Raw genomic sequence first — 22848 nt, forward strand, 5'->3', positions numbered from 1 at the left:
GAAGAAGACCGATGCTTCCACCGGTCGACTACAGCCGACGCCTCTTCGCGGGCTACGCCCGCGGACGCGCGCTGACCGAACGGACCGCGGCCGTGTGGCGGGCGGCGTTCACCCGCCACGCGCCCCCCGAACGCCCGCTCACCGTCCTCGACCTCGGCTGCGGAGTGGGCCGCTTCACCCCGCTGCTCGCCGAACTGTTCGGTGGCCCGGTGTACGGGGTGGAGCCCGCCGACCGGATGCGCGCGGTCGCCGAGACCGACAACGCGCACCCCGCCGTCACCTATCTGGCCGGCGACGCGGGTGCCGTACCGCTCGGCGCGGACACCTGCGATCTGGCGCTGCTCTTCCTGGTCTTCCATCACGTGCCGGACCGGGCCGCGGCCACCGCAGAACTCGCCCGCGTGCTGCGTCCCGGCGGCAGGGTGCTGTTGCAGAGCAGCTTCTCGGGCCGTCTGGAGGAGCGGACGTGGTTCCGCTACTTCCCCCGCGCCCGCGAGGTGGAGGACGCGATGTTCCCGACGTACGAGGAGGTCGTCGCGGTGTTCACGGCCGCCGGGTTCGCACTCGACGGCGTCGACCGCGTCGAGTGCGAGGTCGCGCAGTCCCTCGCTGCGTACGCGGACAAGCTGCGGCATCGCGCCGTCCCGACCTTCGAGTACCTCGACGAGGACGAGATCCGGGCCGGCTTCGCGGCCCTCGACGCGGACGTCGCCCGGGCCGGTGACACGGGCCCCGTCCGGGAACCGGCCGACCTCCTGGTGCTCCGCCTGGCATGAGGTGCTCCGCGCCCCGGGGCGGCGCGGGCGGGGCAAGCAGTCCTGCCTCCGCCCGCGCCCGCCGCGGCGCCTTGCGCCGCAGCGGCCGCCGGGACCCGGACGGCCGTCAGGCCACCGGCAGCATGTCCTCCCGCCTGGGTGCGGGCACCAGCGGCGCCGGGGCCGTCGTGGTGGCGGCGATCACCTTGCGGTACACCGCCTCGTACCCGGCCGCCATGGTCTCAGGCTGGAAGTGCTCGATGACGTGGTTGCGGCAGTCCCGCGAGTCGATAGCGCCCACCGCCTCGATGGCGTCGGGAAGTTCCGTGGCGCTGTCGCGGACCAGGCCGGTGACGCCGTCGAGCACGACCTCCGGCACCGAGCCGCGGCGCAGTGTGACCACCGGGGTGCCGCACACCATCGCCTCGATCATCACCATCCCGAACGGCTCCTCCCACTGCAGCGGGAAGAGCAGGCAGCGCGCCCGGGCCAGCAGCTGCTTCTTGCGCTCACCCGTCACCTCGCCGAGCCACTCCACGCCCCGGCCCAGGCGCGGCTTGATCTCGGCCTCGAAGTAGGCGTGTTCGGCGGGCTCGCTGCACTTGGCGGCCAGTTTGATCTCGCGGCCCGCCGCGAGGGCGGCGTCGATGGCCAGGTGCATGCCCTTGTCGGGGGTGCAGCGACCCAGGAAGAAGACCCAGTCCTCCTTGTCCCTCCGGTAGGGGAAGTCGGAGGCGCGCAGCGCGTTGTGCACGGTGCCGGCCCAGTTGAGGTCGGGTGCCTGCGAGCGCTGCGACCCGGAGATGGCGACGAGGTGCACGCTGTCGCCCAACTGCCGGTAGTAGTCGCCCGGTTCGCCGTCCAGTGGGCCGTGCGTGGTGACCACGGTGGGCACGCTCCTGCCCCGGGCGAGCAGCGGTCCTGCGAGGGTGTGGTCGTGGACGACGTCGACGTCGAGGTCGTCGAGGAGGCGTCCGGCGGCCGCGGCGTGCCACACCTCGGGCAGCGGTTCTCCCAGGCGGGGGCCCTGGGGCACGTCGTAGGTGCGCAGCATGCGGTGGGCGCGGGTGCCGTTGCGGCCCGCCGCGATCAGGGTGACGTCGTGGCCTCGGGCGACCAGCGCGTCGGTGAGGTCGGCGCACATCGCTTCGATGCCCCCGTAGCCGCGCGGCGGGAGCTCGAACCACGGCGGCGCGACCATGGCGATACGAAGCGGCCGGTTGCTCACGTACGGCTCCTTTCGTCATGGGTGAGCCTTGGGGGCGTGTCCCTGCGGCTCACGGTCGCGCCCGGGCCTCCGCGCACGGCACGGCGACGCCTCGCCACGGCGTGCCATGTCATGCCCGGATGCGCGGGCGGCGGATGTGGGTGTCACCGGCCGCGGGCGGCGTCGACCGCGGCGGCGGTTCGGGAGGAGGGAAAGTCTCCGGGGGAGTGCGCGGTAACGCCGCGGTGTGTCAGCGTGGCGGGTCCACCGCCGTGCAGGCGCACCGCTCCCGGGTCACCGTCACGCCGGACGGCAGCCCGGTGACCTCGGCGGTGCCGTCCTCGGTGACCGTCACACCGACCCGTGCCGTGCCCAGCGGTACGTCGGTCAGGCGCAGGGCGCCGAAGCGGGTGGGCAGGTGCGGGTCGAGGCGGACCACGCCGTGCGGAACGCACACCTCGGCGCCCAGCAGCACGCGCAGCAGGTACAGGGGCGTGGCGGACGCCCAGGCCTGCGGGGAGCAGGCCGCCGGGTACGGGACCGGTTGCGCGTACTCGGCGCGGTCGAAGCCGCACAGCAGCTCCGGCAGCCGCCCGCCGAAGGCCGCCGCGGCGTCCAGGACGGCCTCGGCGACGCGCCGGGCGTGGTCGGGGAAGCCGTAGCGCATGAGCCCGGCGGCGACGATGCCGCTGTCGTGCGGCCACACCGAGCCGTTGTGGTAGCTCATCGGGTTGTACGCGGCCATGGAGGTGGCCAGGGTGCGCACGCCCCAGCCGCTGAACATCTCCGGCGACAGCAGTCGTTCGGCGACCGCGGGCGCTCTGCCGGCGTCGACGATGCCCGTCCACAGGCAGTGGCCCATGTTGGAGGCCAGCGCGTCCACCGGTTGCTTCTCGCCGTCCAGGGCCTCGGCGTACCAGCCGTGCTCCGGCAGCCAGAACCGTTCGTTGAAGCGGTCCCTGAGCTGCCGTGCCCGCTCCCGCCACCGCCCGGCCGTCTCCGGGTCGTCGAACCGCTCGGCGAGCAGCGCCCGTGCCAGATAGGCGCCGTAGACGTAACCCTGGACCTCGGCGAGCGCGATGGGAGGCTCCGCGATCCTGCCGTCGGCACTGTTCACGCCGTCCCAGGAGTCCTTCCAGCCCTGGTTGGCCAGGCCCCGGTCGGTCGCCCGCCGGTACTCGACGAACCCGTCGCCGTCCCGGTCGCCGTACTTCTCGATCCAGGTCAGCGCCCGGTCGGCGTGCGGCAACAACGCGCGTACGGCGTCCGGTTCGACGCCCCAGCGGCACAGCTCCCCGAGCAGCATCACGAACAGGGGAGTGGCGTCGACGGTGCCGTAGTAGACCGTGCCGCCGAGCGCGAGTGACGCCTCGACACCGAACCGCAGCTCGTGCGGGATGCGGCCGGGCTCCTCCTCGGTCACCGGGTCGCTCTTCGTGCCCTGATGGCGGGCGAGCGTCTGGGCGGTGCCGAGGGCGAGCTGGGGGTCAAGCGGCAGCGACATGAGCGCGGTGAGGATCGAGTCCCGTCCGAACAGCGCCATGAACCAGGGCGCGCCGGCCGCCACGACGGGCGTGTCGGGCCGCTCGGGGTCGAAGATCCGCAGCGCCCCCAGGTCCTGCCTGCTGCGGCGCACGGTGAGCGCCAGCGACTCGTCGCCCACCCGGATCCGCGGCCCCGACGCCCGCCACTCGGTGGTCCGCACCGAGGGGCCGGCCTGCTCCACCGGCCGCTCCAGCGGGAACGACGTCGGCGTCTCCACCCCGTCGATCACCGGAGTGACGAGCACGGACGACCGCCAGGTGCCCCGCGGCGGCACGACCGCCCGGAAGGTGAGCTGCCCCGGCGAGCTGATCGCGCCCTCGGCGACGATCCGCACTCCGCGGCTCTCCCCGCGCCACTGCCGGGTGAGGGCGAGGACCCCGTCGCCGTAGTCGACGCCGTACTGACCGCGCGGCCGGACCCGCCCCTCCTTCACCTCGAACAGGTCGGCGAAGTCGGCCTCGGCGCGCAGCGTGAGCACACAGGCGGCGGCCTCGTTGCCGAGGTTGCGCAGCACCAGGTCCTCGCGCATGCCCGCGCCCACGAAGCGGCGCCGCTCGAGCAGCACGGTGGCCTCGCTGTACCCGGGACGCGGCCGGGCCCGCCCCAGGAACAGGGCCTCGTACGGCTCCTGGGCGATGACGGAGAGCGGGTCGATCTCCTCGTCGTCCAAGCGCAGTTGCCACACGGACAGGATGCGGGTGTCGCGGTGGAAGAGCCCGTGGGGTGTGCCGGGCACGAGATCCCCGCCCCGCTCGGACAGGCAGAAGGACGACCCTTCGATCAGGGTCACGGAGTCCCCACCGCTCTGCGTGGCTTCCCCGGCGAACGTCCAGCCCTCGCCCATCGATCACCGTCCTCGTGAGAAGCCCTCGTGAGAAAGACGATTCGACCGGGTTTTCTTATACGACGAAGCTCAACTTTCCTGCAAGTCCGCGCACGGCTTCCGCGGTTCGCCGGGATCGGGACCCGAGCGGCCGAACCCGCAGGCCACTTCCCGTAATGGTTTGACGAAGTCCTGTCGGATGCCTTGACACCTCTGGCCGACTGCGGCGAGGCTCTCGCCCGAAAGGTGATCGTCCGGGCGTGACCGCACGTCAGGCTGCCATGGCTTCGGCTCCGTGCCTGCCGTGCCGCCCCAGGGCACCGCAGGTTCTTCCTCCCCGGTCCGCGGTTTCGCGCGTCCGTACGCCGTCTCGCACCCCACCCGCACAGGAAGGTCCCCGCACATGTTCCGCTCCGCCCGCAGGGCCGCACAGCGCACCAGCAGGATCACCCGCACCGTCATCGCAGCGGCGGTCGCCCTGAGCAGCGGTGCCCTCATCGGCCTGGCCACCGTCCCGGCGTCGGGCGCCGACCGACCGGCCGCCTCCCTCGACCCCAGCCAGTTCAACGGCGTCAACTGGGCCGACCCCCGCGACAACTACGCCAACGACCCCGTGGTCCTGTCCGGTCTGAGCCTGTCCGACGACTACGCCGCCACCTACGCCAAGGCCAGCGGCGTCATCAAGGGATTCCGCAAGAACCTCCAGGCCGACACGGTGCGGCTGCCGATCAACCCCTACACCGTGAACGGCTCGTACTGGAACTCCTACCGCGCCGTCATCGACGCGGCCACCGCCCATGGCTTCAAGGTCATCCTCAGCTACTGGGAGGGCACCGGGGCCCAGAAGGACGGGTTCGTCGACAACCTGCCGGACTTCTGGCGCATGTGGGGCACCGTCACCGGCGCCTACCAGCGCAACCCGCTGGTCTACTTCGAGCCGATGAACGAGCCGCACGGCTACACCGCGCAGGAGTGGGCCGACCTGGCGGCACAGTGGATCGGCACCTACCCGTCGGTCCCCAGGAACAGGATCTTCGTCAGCGGCAGCGGCTACAACGACAGCGTCGTCAGCGTCTGCGTGGACCACCGCCTCGACGGCACGTACCTGTCCCTGCACCACTACGGCTTCTGGAAGCAGAGCGCCACCTACTCGCAGTGGGTCAGCGACCTCAAGGCGCGCATCGGCTCGTGTGCCCCCCGCACGGTCGCGGACGAGTTCGGCGCTCCCATGACGACCGGCCTGGACTACAACCAGCCCGCCTCGGTCAGCACCGACCCGAACTCGGTGGCCTTCATCCAGGCCGACACGGACGTCTTCCGGGAGCTCCACATGGGCTCGGTCTACTGGCCTGGGCTGCGCACCGGCGACATCTACAGCATCCAGACCCTCACCGGCAGCGGCACCCACCTGGGCCTCGCCACCACCAACGCCTCCGGCGCGGACCGCCTGGCCTGGGCGTGGGGCAAGGGGCACCCGGCGACCGAGAACTGACGCGAGAACTGATCGAGAACCAGTGGGGCCAGTGTGTGAGCGCCACGTGCAGGGCATCCACGGCCTTGTCCCAGGACGCCTGTACGACACGTGGCGCTCGGAAGCAGCCGGTCGCCTCCAGGTCGCGGCAACCGCGCGAAGGCGGCCGGCGCTCCCCCGGCGCGTCCGGCGACGGCGGCCGCGATGTGGTCGGTCATCTCGCCGCTCGCGGCAGGGCGATGTGGGTGCGCAGGTCCTGCACGTTCCTGACGTGCGGACAGAGGCCGGCGTCGTTCACGCCGAAGTGGCGGGCCACGCGCTACACGGCTGCCAGGAGTGCCCAGGCGGTCGTGCCATGCCGCGTGTGATGCAGTCCGCAGCGCTGGGTCAGCGTCTCCACCATCCACAGGCCCCTGCCGCTCTCCGCCATGCTGCCGTCGCGGGCGGGCCGTGCGTTCGGCCGGCGCCACCGCCCGCTGTCGACGACCTCTATCCGCAGCTCGGAGGGGCCGCGGAAAAGGCGCAAGGTGAGTTCGGAGGCACCGCTGTGCACAACGGTGTTGGTGACGAATTCCGAGATGACGACGTCTGCCGACTCGGCCGTCGCTTCCCCGACGCCCCATGCCGCCAGCCGGCTGCGTGCGAAGGCCCTGGCCCGCGCCGGCGTACGCCGCTCGGCGGGCCAGGTGCAGCACGCGGTCGCCGACGCCCTGGCGTCCCCGGGGCGGCGCGGGGGAGTGGGCAGGGGTGACCCGCCGTCGCGGTTCGGTAGTCGGTCAAGCGTGGGCATCACTCTCACCTCCCTGGCGCACCGGCCCTGGACGCCGGTGGAGAGGTTCCCTGCACGACAAGGACCTCCAACGTGCGCGGGCCGTGCACGCCTTCGACCCGCTCGAGTTCGATGTCACTGGTCGCCGACGGGCCTGAGACGAACGTCAGCGGCCGTGTCGGGTCCAGCCCGGCGAGTGCTTCGGGCACGGATGCCACGACCTGCTCGGTGCGCACGATGCACAGGTGGTAGTCGGGCAGCAGGGTCAGCGCGCGCCGTCCCTGGCCCGCGCCGCCGTCCAGCACGAGCGTTCCGGTCGAGGCGATGGCGGAGGCCGCCGTGGTGACCACCCCACCGGTGCGCTCCAGGTCGGCCACCGGAAGCCGGGGAGTGTCGCTGAGCACCCGGTCCGGATCCAGCGCGGAGCGCCACGGGCCGGGGAAGCCCTCGGGGACCACCACGCAGTCGGCTCCGCGTGCGGCGACGGCCTGACGCACGGCCCCGGCGACCTCGTCCGGGGCCACCCGCCGCACGACGGACCCGTAGTCGCCCAGCCGCTCGGCCAGGAGGTCCACCGCGGCGGACGACCCGGGCGGCGGCATGCCGCCAAGGGAGTAGTCCCGCGGCACGGGGACGTCCTCGGGGCGTTCACCGGCCGGGACGTCCGCCAGTGCGCGGCGGATGCGGTCCAGCACCTCGGTGCGTGCGTTCATGGGGGTCTCCTCACGTACGGAGCGGCCTGGAGGCCGGCAGTCAGCGGTCTTCGCCCAACGGGGAGGGGCCCGCGGGTCCCTGGTCCTCGGGCCGGGAATGTCGGTGGGTTCTCCTCCACCAGGCCCGGAAGCTCTCGGCGGCCGGGGCCGGCGCGTCACGGGCGTCGGTCCACCCGGCCGCCGGGCCGGGCAGGCGGCCCACCTTTCCGCCGCGGGTGACCAGCCGCCCGGCCACGGAGGCCGTGCGCTGCGCGGCCGCCAGGCGGGACGGGCCGGAGAGCACCCAGCGTGCGGCCGCCATCGCCATCCGCTCCGGGTTCGGCAACAGCCGGCCGCGCTGCTCGTCGACGACCCGGGCCCGCAGATGGACCAGCACCTCCGGGATGTCGATCTTGACGGGGCAGACCTCATAACACGCGCCGCACAAGGTGGAGGCGTACGGCAGCGAACGGTCCACCGCCGAGGCCGTGCCCCTCAGTTGCGGGCTGAGCACGGCACCGATCGGGCCGGGGTAGACGGACCCGTAGGCGTGACCGCCCACGCGCTCGTAGACGGGGCAGACGTTCAGGCAGGCCGAGCAGCGGATGCAGTTCAGTACCTGCCGGCCGATCGGGTCGGCGAGTGCGTCGGTCCGGCCGCCGTCCACAAGCACAAGATGGAAGGTGCGCGGTCCGTCGTCGGCAGTCGTTCCGGTCCAGGTGGAGGTGTACGGGTTCATACGCTCCCCGGTGGAGGAGCGGGGCAGCAACTGCAGGAAGATCTCGAGGTCCTGCCAGGTGGGGACGACTTTCTCGATGCCGGCCACCGAAATCAGCGTCTCCGGCAGGGTCAGGCACATCCGCCCGTTGCCCTCCGATTCGACCACGACCGCGGTTCCGGTCTCGGCGACGAGGAAGTTCACGCCCGAGACGGCCACCTTCGCCCGCAGGAACTTCTCCCGCAGGTGCGACCGGGCGGCCGCTGCCAGCCGCTTGGGGTCGTCGTTCAGATCGGCGGGTGCGGGGGTGCCGTGCGTGCCCATCGTCTGAAGGAAGATCTCCCGGATCTCCGCACGGTTGCGATGGATCGCGGGCACCAGGATGTGCGAGGGGCGGTCCTCACCGAGCTGGACGATCAGTTCGGCCAGGTCCGTCTCGTATGCCGCGATACCCGCCTCGGCCAGCGCGGCGTTGAGGCCGATCTCCTGGGTGACCATCGACTTGACCTTGAGGACCTCCCGTTCGCCGGTCGCGCGTACCAGGTCGACGACGATCCGGGAGGCCTCCTCGGCGTCCCGCGCCCAGTGCACCTGCCCGCCGGCCGCCGTGACCCGCTCCTCCACCTGCAGCAGATAGCGGTCCAGATGGCGCAGCGTGCGCTCCTTCACGGCCCGCCCCGCCTCGCGGAGCTCCTCCCAGTCGGCCAACTCGCCCACCGCCTCGGCCCGCTTGCCGCGGATGGCGGTGGTGGCGTGCGCGAGATTCCCGCGCAACCGGGTGTCGGCCAGGGCAGTGCGGGCGGCGTCGGGGAACGCCGGCATGCCCAGGAACGTCGTGTCCTTCACCGGGCTTCCCTCCCTTCGGGGTTGTCGCAGGACGCCGGCGCGTGCGGCGCAGGCGCGCCGGCCGGTGCCGCCGCGGTCTCGGTGGCGGCCAGGATCTCCGCGAGGTGCAGGGTGCGGACCCCCGTGCGCAGTCGGGACAGCAGCCCGCCGATGTGCATCAGGCAGGAGTTGTCGCCCGCGCACACCACCTCGGCGCCGGTGTCGAGCACGTGCCGTACCTTGTCCGCGCCCATCGCCACGGAGGTGTCGGCGTTCTTCAACGCGAACGTGCCGCCGAAGCCGCAGCACTCCTCGGCTGCCGGGAGTTCGACCAGATCGATGCCGCGGACAGCGCGCAGCAGAGTGAGCGGCCGGTCGCCCACGCCGAGCATCCGCAGCGAGTGGCAGGTCGGGTGATAGGTGACCCGATGCGGGAAGTACGCCCCGACGTCCGTCACCCTCAGCACGTCGACCAGGAACTCCGACAACTCATACACCCGCGGCATGCCCTGGACGGCCGCCGCGAGCCGGGCATCGCCCGCCGCCTGGGCCACACGCCCGTGGTACTCGCGCACCATGGCCGCGCACGAACCCGACGGGGTGACCACCGCGTCGTATCCGGCGAACACCTCGGTGAAGCGCTGCACAAGAGGCACGCACTCGCGCTGGTAGCCGGTGTTGAAGTGCATCTGGCCGCAGCAGGTCTGTCCCTCGGGGAAGTCCACTTCGCAGCCCAGACGCTGAAGCACAGTCACCACCGCCCGTCCGGTCGCGGGGAAGAGGGTGTCGTTGAAACAGGTGATGAACAGGGCGATCCGCATGTTTTCCTCCTATGCGCGGCGGCGCGTTACGGCAGCATCCACGCCAGGACGTTGGACTGCAGGAAGACCAGCAGGCACAGAGCCAGCAGGAGCAGCAGGCTCCATCGGATGGCCGCTCTGAACAGCTCCGCCTCGCGGCCCATCAGCCCCACGGCGGTGGCCGCGATGGTGAGGTTCTGCGGACTGATCATCTTGCCGACGACACCGCCGGAGGTGTTGGCGGCCACCAGCAGCGTCGGATCGAGGCCGGCCTTGGTGGCGGCGGTCTGCTGCAGCGTCGCGAACAGCGCGTTGGCCGAGGTGTCCGATCCGGTCACCGCCGTACCGAGCCAGCCGAGGACCGGCGACAGGAACGCGAAGGCCGTACCCGCACCGGCGATCCAGGTGCCGATGGTGATGGTCTGGCCCGACAGGTTCATCACGTACGCCAGCGCCAGGACGGCTGCCACGGTCAGCATCGCCCAGCGGAGTCTGGCGGCCGTGGCGGCGAACTCACGGCCCGCACGCGCCGGGCTCACCCGGTACAGCAGGGCGACCACGATGCCCGACAGGACGAGCAGGGTGCCGGGTGAGGAGAGCCAGGGAAAGACGTAGACCGTGGCGGACAACGGCTTCCCGGCGGCGGTGAGGACCTGCCCGTCGAGTCCGGGCCAGGCGATCTTGAGGTCGGTGGAGGCGAGGAACTCCTTGACCGGGGCGACCAGCTTGGCCACCGAGAAGATCACGATGATGATCAGATAGGGAGCGAAGGCCATCGCGATCCGCGCGGCGTCCGGGTGCTCCCGTCCCGCCCGGCCGGGTACGGGGAGGGCGCGGGTGGTGGCGGCGCCCCTGGTTCCCGGCCGGCCGGGAACCGCGGCCGGTCCGCCCGTGGCGTCGGCGGGCGAGCCAGGGGCGCCCGCTGCGCTCTCCGCGTCGCCGCCCTCGGCCTGGGCACGCAGATCGGCGCTCGCCCCTGCCCCGCCCTGCGGCCGCCAGACACGCAGGAAGAGGACGGCGGCGACCAGGCCGGCGAGCGAGGCGACGATGTCGGTCAGCTCCACGGACAGGTAATTGGAGCTGACGAACTGGGCCAGCCCGAACACCGCACCGCACACCAGCGCCGCCGGCCAGGTCTGCCGCACGCCGCGCCGACCGTCGACCAGAGCCACCAGCAGCAGCGGCACGAACAGCGCGAGCAGCGGCGTCTGGCGTCCCGCATAGGCGCCGATGTCCGTGTAGGGGATCTTGGTGAGGTTGCCGGCGGTGATGATCGGGATCGCGATCGCGCCGAATGCGACCGGGGCCGTGTTGGCGACCAGGACCGTCACGGCCGCCCGCATGGGGGCGAAGCCGAGCCCCATGAGCATCACTCCGGTGATCGCCACCGGGGCGCCGAATCCCGCCAGTGCCTCGAGGAGCCCTCCGAAACAGAAGGCGATGATGATCGCCTGAATGCGGGGGTCGTCGCTGATCAGGCCGAACGCTCGGCGCAGGTCCTCGAACCGGCCGCTGACTTCGGTCAGCTGATACACCCAGATCGCCGCCAGCACGATCCACATGATCGGAAACAGCCCGAAGGCCGCTCCCTCACTCGCCGACAGCAGGGCGAGACCTCCGGGCATGCGGTAGCCGAACACCGCGACGGCCACGGCCACGGCGAGCGACGCCAGGCCCGCCCAGTGGGCCTTCCACCGCGCGCCTCCGAGCAGCGCGAACAGCGTGAGCAGGGGGAGCGCCGAGACGAGCGAGGACGCCGCGAGGCTGTCGGCGACCGGGGACAGATCAGGCTGGAACATGCAGCACCTCACATGCGGCCTTGGTCGGACCGGCTTTGGTCAGACCATGCTTTGGACTTCCACGCTAAGCAGCGGTTTCCGGCCATGTCTAGATGTCGATCCAGGAAATCTACTTTGGTCAGACCAAATACTGGGCGCGCCAAGCTATGATCGGAAGTGGACGCGGCTGAGCATGCGAGCCGCCAACGCGCTGAGAGGGCATTCCATGGCTAAGACGACCGCGGCGTGGGAGCCGGTGCCGCGCTCCCGCACCTTCGAGCTCGTCCTCGCGCGGATCGAGGAGCAGATCCTCTCGGGCAACCTCCGCGTCGGCGACCGCCTCCCACCCGAGCGCGAGCTGGTCGATCTCCTGGGCGTCAGCCGTGCCGCCGTCCGCGAGGCGCTGCGTGTCCTGGAGGCTCAGGGCGTCCTGCGCTCGCGCGTGGGCACCGGCCCCACCTCGGGCAGCATCATCGCCGCCATGCCCAGCCACGGCCTCACGCAGTTGCTGCGCCTGCACATCGCGCTTGCCAACTTCCCCCTGGGCGACGTCGTCGAGGCCCGTGCCACCCTCGAGCGCAGCAGCGCCCGCCTCGCCGCCACCAAGGCCACCGAGGAGGACCTTGCCCGGATGCGCGAGTCGCTGGAGCGCATGGACGCGATCGGCCTGTCGCGAGAAGAGTTCAACGACCACGACACCGATTTCCACGCCGCCATCGCCGAAGCCGGCGGCAACCGGCTCATGACCGACATGACCGTCGCCGTGCGCAGCGCCGTCCGCCACACCCTCCTGACCGTCTTCCACAAGATCGACGACTGGGAGGAGGTCGCCTCGCGGCTGCGCGCCGAGCACCACGCGGTGTACGACGCCATCGCGGCGGGAGACGCGGAAGCGGCCGGCGACCTGGTGGAGGCGCACGTGCGCGGCTTCCACCACGACATCGTCCGCGCGGTCGTGGAGGACCCGGAAGGCGGTATCGCCGGGGTGTGGTGAGGGCGCTACGCCTACGGACCCGGGCCTGGGCTCGTTGGCCGCGTCTGCGGTTCCTGTGATCAGGTACCGGTGACGTCGGCGGCGGCCAGTGCGCCGATCAGAAGCCTCGCGAACTCCTCCGGGTGCTCCGCCATGCCCACATGGCCGCCCGGGAACTCCGTGAACGCCGCGCCGGTCAACCCGGCCGCCGACGTGGCCGTGCGGTGGAGGAGCCCATGGCGGGAGTCGACTCCGGCGCCGAGGGTGAGACGTGCGGAGGCGGCCGTCAGGGCGGTGATGTCCGGTGCGTATGCCGTGAACGAGGGCAGGACGTGGGTGAGGAAGATGCCCATGGGGTTGGCCGACTCCTCGCCGGGGGCGGGTGGTTCCGCCTCGGTGACGGCGGCCGCGGGCCCGCCCTGCAGCCCCGCTGCCAGCCGGGCCGCGGCGGCCTTCAGCCCAGCCGTCCGATAGGTCTCGCACACCTTCGCGAACATCGCCCGCTGCCGGGCCGCGTCCGGGAGCACCTCCACGACGGGTGGCTCGTGCGCGACCACGTGCCGCAGCCGGTCGGGGTGGCGGGCGAGCAGATCGAGTGCCGCGATGCCGCCGGAGCTGAAGCCGATGACGTACGCCGACTCGTCCGGGCGCAGGACGGTTTCGAGAACCCGTCGCGCTCCGTCACTCCACGCCTGGACCCGCTGCTCCGCTACGGGCAGTCCGAGTCGTCCGTGGGAGAGTCCGAGCGGGTCGTACGTGACGACGGTGAAGAGGTCGGCGAGGTGGTCCGTCATGCGGTCGAGCCCCATGGGGTGCCCGGCGCCACCGGGGACGACGAGCAGCACGGGACCGCTGCCGCGCACGTCGTAATGAAGGTCAGTCATGGTCCTTGGTCTCCTCACGGGGCCAGTTCTCCAATGCGACATGCAGGGCGTCGACGGCCTTGCTCCAGGACGCCTCCACGTCGCGGGGCGCACCGAAGCCGCCGGTCGCCTCCAGGGCGCAGTAACCGTGAAAGGTGCTGCGCAGCAGGCGTACGGCGTCGGTGAGGTCGGGCTCGTCAAGGCCGTAGGCGCGGAGCATGCCGTAGGTGATCTCGGCGGTGCGCCGCATGGCCGGGGAGTCGGCCACGAGCGACTGGTCGATGCGGATCTGGGTGGCCGCGTACCGTCCCGGGTGCCGGTGGGCGTACTCCCGGTAGGCGCCGGCGAAGGCGGCCAGCGCCTCCTTGCCGGCGCGCCCGGCGACGGCGGCGGCGATGTCGCCGATCATCTCGCCGCCGGCGAGGAGCGCGACGCGGGTGCGCAGGTCCTGAACGTTTCTGACGTGCGAGTACAGGCTGGCGTCCTTCACGCCGAAGTGGCGGGCCAGTGCGGAGACGGTGACGTTCTCGAAGCCGGCCTCGTCCGCGAGGTCGGCTGCCGCCGCGACGATCCGCTCGACGGTGAGTCCGGCACGGGGCATGGCAAGTCCTTAAACCTAGGAGTCCTAGGCAGCAGCCTAGCCGAGATAGGGGCCACTCGCGCGCGGATTGCGGTGCCAGGCCGAACGTCACTGGTCGCCCGCGCGGCATGGTGTTGTGATGGGTGGGTGGAACGGCGTGGACGTGCCGGCGGGGGCTGCGGGGGCGACGCGTCGTGCGCCGTCCGCTCCGGCGGTCCGACCGCTGCCGCCTCGTCGCATCGTGGAGGAGGCTGATGTCATGCTGCACCGCCGCACGGTCGGTGACGTGATGACCGAGGAGGTGGTCACCCTGCGCCCCGACGCATCGTTCCACGAGGTCGCCGCCCTGCTGGACGCGAACGACATCGCCGCGGCACCGGTCGTCGACGAGGACGGCGCTCCCATCGGTGTCGTGTCCGCCTCCGACGTGCTGCGGCACGAGACCGGGATGCCGGACCCGCGGGGGCCGGACGGGGACGACGAACATGCCTGGGGAAAGGCGCGGGCCCGGACGGCGGGCGCGCTCATGAGCAGTCCCGTTCACACCGCCCGCGCCGACTGGACGATCCCCCGGGCCGCGCGGGAACTCCGCAGGCGGCACGTGAAGCAACTGCCGGTCGTCGACGACAACGGCCTGCTCACCGGCATCGTCAGCCGCAGCGACCTGCTGGACGCCTTCATTCGCCCCGATGTCGAGATTCGCAGCGAGGTCGAGCAGGATGTCCTGGGACGCATCCTCGGCCTGGACGAGGGGACCATCGCGGTCGAGGTCCGGGAGGGTGCCGTCACCCTGCGGGGCCAGGTGCCGGAGCCGCGCCTCGGACCGGTGATGGTGGGGCTGTGCCAGGGCGTCGACGGTGTCGTAGACGTGGACGCCCGTCTCGTCACCGCCCGGGCGCGTTAGGGTCGCTGCGCTCGGAGTGGGCGCTGCGTCATTCGCCTGTGGCGAACTCTATGAACTCCGACCAGGCGGTGGGGGAGAGGGTGAGCTGCGGGCCGGTGGCGTTCTTCGAGTCGCGGACGTGGATGGTGGTGGGGCGGGTGGCTACTTCGACGCAGTCGCCGTCACCGCTGCTGCTGTAGCTGCTCTTGAACCAGGCCAGTTCGGTGCTGCTCATAGCGCTCCTCGCATCCGCTCCAGCAGGCTCCGGGAGTCGCCCGGGGAAAGAGCCTGTGAGCGCAGTTTCGCATAACGCATGTGGAGCACACTGATCGATTTCGGGTCGGCGACGAACTGGCCGCTTCGCTGCCCTTCGCAATACCCGAACCATTCGTTCTCTGGGGTCTCGAGCAACTGGATCGGGCCCGCCATGCCCGCGTGGGCCCCCAGGCCCATAGGCAGCAACTGCGCCTCCACGTTTCGGCGTTTCGTGATCTCCAGGATGTGCTCGATGAGTTCACGAGTGACGTCCCGACCGCCGGTCTCCCGTTGGATGACGTACTCCTCGATGATGAAGCTGTACGCAGTGTTGGGCCGCTCGACGAGCAGGCGCTGGCGCTCCTCGCGGGCGGCGAGCTGAGCCTCGATCTGCGAGTCGGTCAGCACAGGCACCTGCTCGTCGAACAGTGTGCGCGCATACGCCTCCGTCTGTAGAAGCCCGGGCACCAGCCGGCACTCGTACGTGTACAGACTGATCGCCTGCTCCTCCAGATCCGCCCACCTGCGGAACCACGACGCCAGCCCCGCCTCGCGCCCCACATGCTTGTAGACCCCGCGCAGCGCCCCGAACGCGTCCAGTACCTCTTCCGCCCGCTCGACGAAGGCGCGCGGCGGGAAGCGTCGGCCCTGTTCGATGGACGCCACCGTCGCCGGTTGGTAGTCGACGAGTGGCGCGTACTCCTCCTGCGTGTAGCCCGCCCGCTTGCGGAACGCCTTGTGTGCCGCCCCGAACGCCTTCATGCTGTCGGACGGTTCGGGCTCGCTGGTGGTCGTGGTCGTGCTGCTGATGGTGCTTTCGGTCATTGGCGTACCCCCCGTGCACTGGTGACAACCCCGCAAGTGCCCCCAGAGTCACGCACCGTGACTCCCACTGTCCACGCCGTGAACTCGTACGGTGCGCAGCGTACGAGTGCCGTGCCTGGTCGTGTCCCTGTGACCTGCGGAACCGTCGGACCATGCACGCAGATCCCCAGCTTCAAGCGCCTGTCACCGTACGTACGTTCACCCAGCTGTTCAGCTCCACACCGAGAGGTGCCCGGCTCGCGCGGCGGCTCGTGGCGCACCGCTTGGACGCGTGGGGGTTCCCCTACGACAGCGACGCCGGCCGGAACGTGGCCCTGGTCGTCGCCGAACTCGCCGCCAACGCCGTCCGGCACGGCCGCGTCCCCGGTCGTGACTTCCGGGTCCGGCTGCTGTGGCAGGGCACCGGTGTCGTACGCGTCGAGGTGGCCGACGCGCGGAGTGAACGGCTGCCCGTGCTGCGCGAACCGGACGGCGAAGGCGGGTACGGGCTCAGGCTCGTGGCCGCGGTCTGCGAGCGGTGGGGCACGCAACCGCGGCCGGGTTGCCCGTACAAGGTGGTCTGGGCGGAGGTGAGCGTCAGGCGTTCGGGTTGAGGCCGTTGGACTGGCCCGTGCAGGCGGAACCCGATGCCGTTCGACGGCACGCCGTCGGCCAACCGTCGCCCATGGCCGCCCCGACGGAAAGGTCGCCGTGTCGCAGATGGCACGAGCGCGGTGAGACGGCGCCAGGCCGCGGCCGGGTCGGCGTACGGTGGTCCTCTTGATCGTTCGTCACGCTCGAATGTGTGTATGGGGGGAGCTGTCGGTGCGGGAGGCCACAGGTGCGGGATCGCCGGGACGGAACCGGGACTTCGGGATCTTCTGGGCCGCGCAGACGCTCTCGGTCCTCGGTGACTCCTTCGCCCTGATCGCGCTGCCGCTGCTGGTGCTGGAGGCGACCGGGTCCGTCGCTCGCATGGGGTTGTTGACGGCGGTCGGAGGTGCGGCGTCGGTGTTGGCCGGGGTGTTCGCCGGTGTGGTGGTGGACCGGTTGGACCGCAGGAAGCTGCTGATCGCCTGCGACCTGGTGCGGATGGTGCTGTACGGGCTGGTTCCCCTGGTGTGGCTCGCCGGACCGCGGATCTGGCTGCTGTACGCGGTGCTGCCGCTGTGCGAGGCCGTCGGAATGGTGTTCGCGGTCGCGTACGTCACCGTGGTGCGGGGCCTGGTCGACGGCGAGCGGATCACCGCCGCGAACGGCCGGCTGAACGCGACGGCCGCCGCGGCGGGGGTGGTCGGTCCGCTCGGCGCGGGTGTCGTGGCCGCATGGACGGGGCCGGCCGGAGCCGTCGCGGTGGACGCGGCGAGCTTCGGCGTGTCGGCGGTCTGCCTGACCCTTGTACGGCTCCGGCAGTCCCCGCCGCCCGACCCGGCGACGACCCGGCGGGGACTGTGGAAGGACCTGCTGGCGGGTGCGTCCTTCCTGCGGCGCCACCCCGTGCTGCGCGCCCTGACCGTGCTCCTGTCCCTGTTCAGCTTTCTGGAGCTGGGCCTCAACGACGTGCTCATCTACCACCTCAAGCACGACCTCGGGCAGGGCGACGGCACCGTCGGCACGGTCCTGGCGGTCGGGGCTCTCGGAACCATCGCCGGGGCCCTGCTGGTGGCGCGGGTACGGCAGGGGTTCGGTTTCGGGCCCACCTGGATCGGGGCCGTGACCGTCTGCGGCTGCGCGCTCGCCGGCATCGGCTGGGCCCGTCACGTACCGGCCGTCGCCTTCCTCATGGCGGCGTTCCTCGGATGCGTCAGCATCGCCGGGACCTGCTCCATGTCCCTGCGCCAGCAGGTCACCCCCGAGCACCTGCTGGGCCGGGTCACCTCCGCGTTCTGGACGCTCCACTACGCGGCGGCCCCGGTCGGCGCGGCCGTGCTCACCTGGGGGGCCCAGCACCACGGCACGGCGGCGGTGGGGGCGGTGGCCGGGGCCTGCTGCGTGGGCATCGCGGCCCTGGCCCTGCTCACACCCGTACGGACCCGCCACCCGGAGACGGCCGCCGAGGCCGCCTGAGCGGCCCCGGCGTCGTCAGAGCCCGTGACACCCCCAGGCTCTCACCCGTTCATCCCCGTGTAGTGCCCGAGGCTCCAGCGCCACAGCACAGTGGACGGCGTTGAAGGCGAGGACGCCCGCGACCCCGCCCGTGAAGTGCAGGCTCAGGCCGAGACCGGCGCCCGACGGCGACAGGCCGTACTCGGCGCGCAGGCCGGGGACCGCCGGCCCGTAGAGCGCCTGGAGCATGCCGATGAGGACGAAACCGGCGCAGGACGCGGCCGCGGCCGGACGACTGAACAGCCGCCCGGCCGCGGAGGTCCTCAGGACCGTGCCCGTCAACTGACCTCCGACCACACGAAGGAGAACTCCGCGGGCTCGGCCCGCAGGAAGTACTGCGGCAGCGGGCCCGGACCGCACGACTGCGAACCGATGCCCTGCTGGCCGTGGTCGAGGTTGACCCACACCGTGTCGCCGGGCGTGAGGTCGGTGCGGTGCCGGGCGGCGTCCAGCTGCTCCGTCGTCCAGCGCCGGGCGCTGAAGAAGAACTCCGGGTCGCCCTCGACGCGCAGCCCGCCGATCTCCGCCCAGCGGACGTCGGCGCGGGCGCCGTTCTCCTGCGGGCGCACGTACGGCGTCTGCAGCCCGTCGACCGTGGACTCCCAACGGCCCAGCTGGGAGGCCGACCTGGTGTCCGGGTAGGCCTCGCCGGGGCCGCCCCCGAACCAGGTGACCCGGTCCACCGCGCCGGACAGCCCGAACCGGATGCCGAGCCGGGGCAACGGCACCGTCCAGTCGCCCTCGGGTGTGACGGACACGGTCAGCCGCAGCCTCTCCCCGTCCGACGACCAGCGGTACACGGTGGCGAGGCCCACCTCCCAGGCGGCGGGCGCCACCCGGGTCCGTACCGTCAGCGCCCCGTCGCCGAGCTCCACCGCGTCCAGACGGTGCCGCATGCGGTGCAGGCCCAGCTTGCGCCACATCAGGCCGTAGCGGAGGCCGGTCTGCCACTCGGCGCCGTCGTCGTTGTCGGTGGTGGCCCGCCAGACGTCCAGGCGCAGGCCGGTCACGTCCACACCGCCGACGGCTGTCAGCGCGCCCGTGCGAGCGTCGAAGGTGCCGGGTCCGAGGGTGATCCGGCCGTCGGTGAGCACGGGAGCCGCGCCCGCGGCGGCCGGGACCGGCACACGCCCGGTGACCGGGAACTGGCCCCATGCCACCTGGTGGCCCTTCGCCCCCCACGCGGTGTCCGACGCCAGCACCGCCCGCACCGTCCACTGCGCCTCACCGCGGCGCACCTCGGGCGGCGCGGGCAGCTTGACCTCCGCCGACTCTCCGGCCGCGAGCACCGGCACCGACAGCGAACCCGACTCCACGGTCTCGCCGTCGACCTGGAACGACCACTCGAAGGCGAGCGTTGAGAGGTCCGCGAAGTCGTGGACGTTGCGGATCCGCACCGTACGGCCGTCGCCCTCGATGCGGACCGGCTCGATCACCTTCTTGAACTCCACCAGGCCCGGCGACGGCTCGCGGTCCGGGAACAGCAGGCCGTCGCAGACGAAGTTCCCGTCGTGCAGTTCCTCCCCGAAGTCGCCGCCGTAGGCGTAGCCCAGCTCCGGGTGCTTGATGCCGTGGTCGATCCACTCCCAGATGAAGCCACCCTGGAGCCGGTCGTAGGACTCGAACAGCCGCTGGTAGTCGGCGATGCCACCGGGGCCGTTGCCCATGGCGTGCCCGTACTCGCAGAGGATGAAGGGAAGGTCGCGCCGCTTGTGGGTGCCGCCGTCCAGTGCGCGGCCGATCTGCTCCACCTCGGCGTGGTCGGCATACATCCGCGAGTACACGTCCGTGTCACGGCAGTTGATGTCGCCCTCGTAGTGCACCAGCCGCGAGGAGTCACGCCCGTGGATCCACTCGGCCATCGCGGTCAGCCCGCGCCCGGTGCCGGCCTCGTTGCCGAGGGACCAGATCACGACCGACGGGTGGTTCTTGTCCCGCTCGACCATACGGGCGGCACGGTCGAGCAGCGCCGGGGTCCAGCGGTCGTCGTCGACCGGGTTGTCCCGCCACGCCTGCTCGACGAAGCCGTGGGTCTCCAGGTCGCACTCGTCGACGACCCACAGGCCGTACTCGTCGCACAGGTCCAGGAAGGCCGGGTGCGGCGGGTAGTGCGAGGTGCGCACCGCGTTGATGTTGTGCCGCTTCATCAGCAGCACGTCCTCGCGCATCGTCTCCAGGTCCAGCGCGCGGCCCTTCTCCGGGTGCCACTCGTGCCGGTTGACGCCCTTGAAGAGGACCGGCCTGCCGTTGACCTTGATCAGGCCGTCCTCGAGGACGACCGTCCGGAACCCGATCCTGAGCGGCACGTGCTCGCCCTCGGTGGCCAGCACGCCGTCGTACAGCGTCGGCGTCTCCGCGGTCCACGGCTCGACGGGCACGGTCACGGACTCGCCGGTGGCGACATCGATGTCGAGCGCGGGCACGGTCACCCGGCCGTCCACGTCCGAGTCGACCCGCAGCGTGCCCTCGCCGGTCGTGTGGTCGTAGGAGGCGTGCACGAAGAAGTCCAGGACGCCGCCCGCCGGACGGTGCAGCAGCGTGACGTCGCGGAAGATGCCCGGCAGCCACCACTGGTCCTGGTCCTCCAGGTAGGAGCCCGCCGACCACTGGTGGACCCGGACGGCGAGCACGTTGCCGGCGGGCTTGAGCAGATGCCCGACGGCGAACTCGTGCGGCAGCCGGGAGCCCTTGAACTCGCCGATGTCCGTGCCGTTCAGCCACACCCGGGCGCAGGACTCGACACCGTCGAAGCGGAGCACCGCCCCGCCGTCCGACGGCCAGTCGGACGGCAGGTCGAAGACGCGCAGATGGTCACCGGTCGGGTTCTCGGTCGGCACGCGCGGCGGGTCGACCGGGAAGGGGTAGAGGTGGTTGGTGTAGATCGGGGAGCCGTGCCCCTGGAGGACCCAGTGGCCGGGGACCGAGACCTCGGCCCAGTCCCCCGCGTCGTATCCGGGCTCGGCGAACGCCTCGTCCTCGGCGTCCGCCGTGGCCGACAGCCGGAAGCGCCAGCTGCCGTTGAGAGAGAGGGACGCGGCGTCCGAGGACGCGTACCGGGCGCGCGGCGGCAGGGCCCCGCTGCCCGGGGAGACGTCCTCGACGTAGTCGACGGGGGAATGGGTGCGGAAAGACATCGGTCTCCAGGTCGTGAGAAGAAGGTGTCAGCCCTTGATGCCGGTCTGTGCGATGCCCTGCACCAGCCAGCGCTGCAGGAACAGGAACACGAACACCAGCGGCAGGATGGAAATGGCCGTGGCCATGAAAATCAGATGGAAGTTGACGGTCTGGTTGGTCATGAACGACGAGAGCGCGACCTGCACGGTCCAGGCGCTCGGGTCCTGACCGATGACCAGCGGCCACAGGAAGGCGTTCCAGCCGCTGATGAAGGTGATGGTGGCGATCGCCGTGAAGAAGTTCAGCGAGTTGGGTACGACGATCCGCCAGTACGCGCCCCAGTAACCGAGTCCGTCCACGCGTGCCGCCTCCTCCAGTTCCTTCGGGAATCCGAGGAAGTACTGCCGGAAGAGGAAGCAGGTGAAACCGCTGAACAGGCCCGGGATGATCATGCCGCGGTAGGTGTCCACCCAGCCGAGGGAGGAGACCAGCACGAAGCTGGGCACGAAGGTGACGGCCGTGGGGACCATCAGGGTCGCCAGAACGGCGTAGAAGACCTTGTTCGCGTGCTTGTAGGGAATGCGGGCGAGGCCGTATCCCGCCATGGAGCAGAACAGGAGGGTGCCGATCGTGCTCAGCACGGCGATCACCGTGGAGTTCCACAAGGAGCGGCCGAACTCGACGGTGGGGTCGTTGAAGAGCTCGGAGACGTTGCCCCACTGGAAGGAGGGCAGCAGTTTCCAGTTCTCGCCCGTGATCTCCGGGTCGGTGGACAGGGAGTTGCGGACGATCAGATAGAAGGGGATCAGGAAGAGGACGGCGGCGACGCTGACGGCGATGTACAGACCGGTGTTGCCGAGGGCGCCTCCGCGCTTCTTGCGGTTCCTGCCGACCTGCGGTGTGGTGGTGGTCACCTCTCCTCCCCTCCTCCGAAGCCCATGATCTTGCCCTGAGCCAGCGTGACGACACAGATCAGCAGCGACAGGATGACCGCGCCCGCACTGCCGGCGCCGTAGTCCTGGCTCGTGCCGAGAGCCGCTTTGTAGAGCACCATGAGTGGTGTCTGGGCCCAGGTCGCCTTCTGCCCGATGAGGTTGAAGAACTCGTCGAACGCCTGGTAGGCGGCGATGAGCAGCAGCAGGATCACCGCGGTCGAGGTGGCCCGCAGCTGCGGCAGTGTGATGTGGCGGAAGGTCTGCCAGCCCCGCTGGGCGCCGTCGATGGCGGCGGCCTCGTACAGTTCCGGCGGGATGTTCTGCAGCGCCGCCAGGAAGAGGATCATGTAGAAGCCGGCCTGGATCCAGAGTCGCAGGGTCACGATGACCAGCCAGTACCAGGGCGGGGTCGGGTTGGACAGCCAGGCGACGTTGTCTTCGCCGAACCAGTTCAGGACGGTGTTGGCCAGTCCGAAGCGGACGCCGCTGAAGATGGACATCTTCCAGATCAGGGCGGCGGCGACGTAGGACACGGCGGTCGGCAGGAAGAACACCGACCGGAAGAACGCCCGCATGAACCGCAACCGGTTCACCAGCAGCGCCAGACCCAGCGACAGCGCCCAGGTGGTCGGCACGATGAACGCGGCGAACACCGTGAACGTCACGAGCGAGCCGGGAAAGTCGCTGTTGGTCAGGATCTGCTTGTAGTTGTCGAAGCCGATGAAATGGCTCGGCGTGACGGTGTAGCGGGCGTCGAAGAAGCTGAGCCAGACGGACCAGATGATCGGCACGAAGACGAAGATCGCCAGGCCGATGAGGAACGGCCCGGTGAAGAGCCAGAAGTTGAGGGTCGGATTGCCCCGCAGGCCCCGCCGCGGCCGGCCCGGGGAGGCTTTGGCCGGGGCGGGCTGGGCGACCCCGCGTGCGGTGGTGGTCGACATGGTCGTGGTCT

Annotated in this window: 20 protein-coding genes and 2 pseudogenes; 6 read left to right on the forward strand and 16 right to left on the reverse strand. The window is 71.1% G+C overall.

All coding sequences use genetic code 11. The annotated features are described in order from the left end of the window. The first annotated feature begins 11 nt into the window (after positions 1-11). Positions 12-776, forward strand: coding sequence for a class I SAM-dependent methyltransferase (locus tag ACFYZE_RS13825; RefSeq protein WP_388992255.1), 765 nt, complete (start codon positions 12-14; stop codon positions 774-776). Between the two features lie 106 nt (positions 777-882). Here the strand turns inward: ACFYZE_RS13825 and ACFYZE_RS13830 are convergent, their stop codons facing one another. Beyond that, complete coding sequence (locus ACFYZE_RS13830; protein WP_388992258.1) at positions 883-1983, reverse strand: glycosyltransferase family 4 protein; 1101 nt, start codon at positions 1981-1983, stop codon at positions 883-885. Positions 1984-2212: 229 nt separating this feature from the next. Next, positions 2213-4351, reverse strand: coding sequence for a glycogen debranching N-terminal domain-containing protein (locus ACFYZE_RS13835; protein ID WP_388992261.1), 2139 nt, complete (start codon positions 4349-4351; stop codon positions 2213-2215). 382 nt (positions 4352-4733) lie between these two features. On the opposite strand from ACFYZE_RS13835, the gene ACFYZE_RS13840 reads away from it, so the two are divergent. Continuing rightward, a complete protein-coding gene (locus tag ACFYZE_RS13840; protein WP_388992264.1) occupies positions 4734-5822 on the forward strand; it encodes a cellulase family glycosylhydrolase in 1089 nt (362 codons plus the stop codon). 25 nt (positions 5823-5847) lie between these two features. Here ACFYZE_RS13840 and ACFYZE_RS13845 read toward each other — a convergent pair. The 6 genes and pseudogenes from ACFYZE_RS13845 to ACFYZE_RS13870 all read right to left on the reverse strand — a co-directional run. Next, a pseudogene (locus ACFYZE_RS13845) lies at positions 5848-6117 on the reverse strand (hypothetical protein); the annotation flags it as partial. Positions 6118-6120: 3 nt separating this feature from the next. Then, a complete protein-coding gene (locus tag ACFYZE_RS13850) occupies positions 6121-6591 on the reverse strand; it encodes an ATP-binding protein (RefSeq protein WP_388992267.1) in 471 nt (156 codons plus the stop codon). A 5-nt stretch (positions 6592-6596) separates the two neighbouring features. After that, the gene (locus ACFYZE_RS13855; protein WP_388992270.1) at positions 6597-7283 is read right to left on the reverse strand and encodes a lactate utilization protein C; all 687 of its coding nucleotides are present in this window, start codon (positions 7281-7283) and stop codon (positions 6597-6599) included. Between the two features lie 40 nt (positions 7284-7323). Then, positions 7324-8802 carry a LutB/LldF family L-lactate oxidation iron-sulfur protein gene (locus ACFYZE_RS13860; protein WP_388992439.1) on the reverse strand — a complete coding sequence of 493 codons (1479 nt, stop codon included), beginning with the start codon at positions 8800-8802 and terminating at the stop codon, positions 7324-7326. Positions 8803-8822: 20 nt separating this feature from the next. After that, a complete protein-coding gene (locus tag ACFYZE_RS13865) occupies positions 8823-9626 on the reverse strand; it encodes a (Fe-S)-binding protein (protein ID WP_388992273.1) in 804 nt (267 codons plus the stop codon). A gap of 26 nt (positions 9627-9652) precedes the next feature. Beyond that, entirely contained in the window at positions 9653-11404 is a 1752-nt protein-coding gene (locus ACFYZE_RS13870) for an L-lactate permease (protein WP_388992275.1), read from the reverse strand. Between the two features lie 205 nt (positions 11405-11609). On the opposite strand from ACFYZE_RS13870, the gene ACFYZE_RS13875 reads away from it, so the two are divergent. Next, positions 11610-12377, forward strand: a complete 768-nt coding sequence (locus tag ACFYZE_RS13875; RefSeq protein WP_388992278.1) for a FadR/GntR family transcriptional regulator — start codon at positions 11610-11612, stop codon at positions 12375-12377. A gap of 59 nt (positions 12378-12436) precedes the next feature. On the opposite strand, the gene ACFYZE_RS13880 is transcribed toward ACFYZE_RS13875, so the two are convergent. Beyond that, the gene (locus tag ACFYZE_RS13880) at positions 12437-13240 is read right to left on the reverse strand and encodes an alpha/beta fold hydrolase (protein ID WP_388992281.1); all 804 of its coding nucleotides are present in this window, start codon (positions 13238-13240) and stop codon (positions 12437-12439) included. Beyond that, positions 13233-13820 carry a TetR/AcrR family transcriptional regulator gene (locus ACFYZE_RS13885; protein WP_388992284.1) on the reverse strand — a complete coding sequence of 196 codons (588 nt, stop codon included), beginning with the start codon at positions 13818-13820 and terminating at the stop codon, positions 13233-13235. Before ACFYZE_RS13885 ends, ACFYZE_RS13880 begins: the two co-directional genes overlap by 8 nt. Positions 13821-14058: 238 nt before the next feature. Between ACFYZE_RS13885 and ACFYZE_RS13890 the strand changes: the two genes are divergently transcribed. Then, positions 14059-14703 carry a CBS domain-containing protein gene (locus tag ACFYZE_RS13890; protein WP_388992287.1) on the forward strand — a complete coding sequence of 215 codons (645 nt, stop codon included), beginning with the start codon at positions 14059-14061 and terminating at the stop codon, positions 14701-14703. A gap of 28 nt (positions 14704-14731) precedes the next feature. On the opposite strand, the gene ACFYZE_RS13895 is transcribed toward ACFYZE_RS13890, so the two are convergent. Then, positions 14732-14917 carry a DUF397 domain-containing protein gene (locus ACFYZE_RS13895; RefSeq protein ID WP_388992290.1) on the reverse strand — a complete coding sequence of 62 codons (186 nt, stop codon included), beginning with the start codon at positions 14915-14917 and terminating at the stop codon, positions 14732-14734. Beyond that, positions 14914-15762, reverse strand: a complete 849-nt coding sequence (locus tag ACFYZE_RS13900; RefSeq protein WP_388992293.1) for a helix-turn-helix domain-containing protein — start codon at positions 15760-15762, stop codon at positions 14914-14916. The genes ACFYZE_RS13895 and ACFYZE_RS13900 overlap by 4 nt, the downstream gene beginning before the upstream one ends. Before the next feature lie 152 nt (positions 15763-15914). Here ACFYZE_RS13900 and ACFYZE_RS13905 point away from each other — a divergent pair, with 152 nt between their 5' ends. Further along, on the forward strand, positions 15915-16355 hold the full coding sequence (locus tag ACFYZE_RS13905; RefSeq protein WP_388992296.1) for an ATP-binding protein: 441 nt from the start codon (positions 15915-15917) through the stop codon (positions 16353-16355). A gap of 187 nt (positions 16356-16542) precedes the next feature. Then, the gene (locus ACFYZE_RS13910) at positions 16543-17808 is read left to right on the forward strand and encodes an MFS transporter (RefSeq protein WP_388992298.1); all 1266 of its coding nucleotides are present in this window, start codon (positions 16543-16545) and stop codon (positions 17806-17808) included. Between the two features lie 90 nt (positions 17809-17898). Here the strand turns inward: ACFYZE_RS13910 and ACFYZE_RS13915 are convergent. From ACFYZE_RS13915 to ACFYZE_RS13930, 4 genes and pseudogenes are all read right to left on the reverse strand, one after another. Further along, positions 17899-18129 (reverse strand): annotated as a pseudogene (locus ACFYZE_RS13915) (MFS transporter); the annotation flags it as partial. After that, positions 18126-20981, reverse strand: coding sequence for a glycoside hydrolase family 2 TIM barrel-domain containing protein (locus ACFYZE_RS13920; protein WP_388992301.1), 2856 nt, complete (start codon positions 20979-20981; stop codon positions 18126-18128). The gene ACFYZE_RS13920 and the pseudogene ACFYZE_RS13915, both read right to left, overlap by 4 nt. 27 nt (positions 20982-21008) lie before the next feature. After that, complete coding sequence (locus ACFYZE_RS13925) at positions 21009-21875, reverse strand: carbohydrate ABC transporter permease (RefSeq protein ID WP_388992303.1); 867 nt, start codon at positions 21873-21875, stop codon at positions 21009-21011. Beyond that, positions 21872-22837 carry a carbohydrate ABC transporter permease gene (locus ACFYZE_RS13930; protein WP_388992306.1) on the reverse strand — a complete coding sequence of 322 codons (966 nt, stop codon included), beginning with the start codon at positions 22835-22837 and terminating at the stop codon, positions 21872-21874. Before ACFYZE_RS13930 ends, ACFYZE_RS13925 begins: the two co-directional genes overlap by 4 nt. Between the last annotated feature and the right edge of the window lie 11 nt (positions 22838-22848).

Source organism: Streptomyces sp. NPDC001796 (assembly GCF_042892355.1).
Taxonomy (GTDB): domain Bacteria; phylum Actinomycetota; class Actinomycetes; order Streptomycetales; family Streptomycetaceae; genus Streptomyces.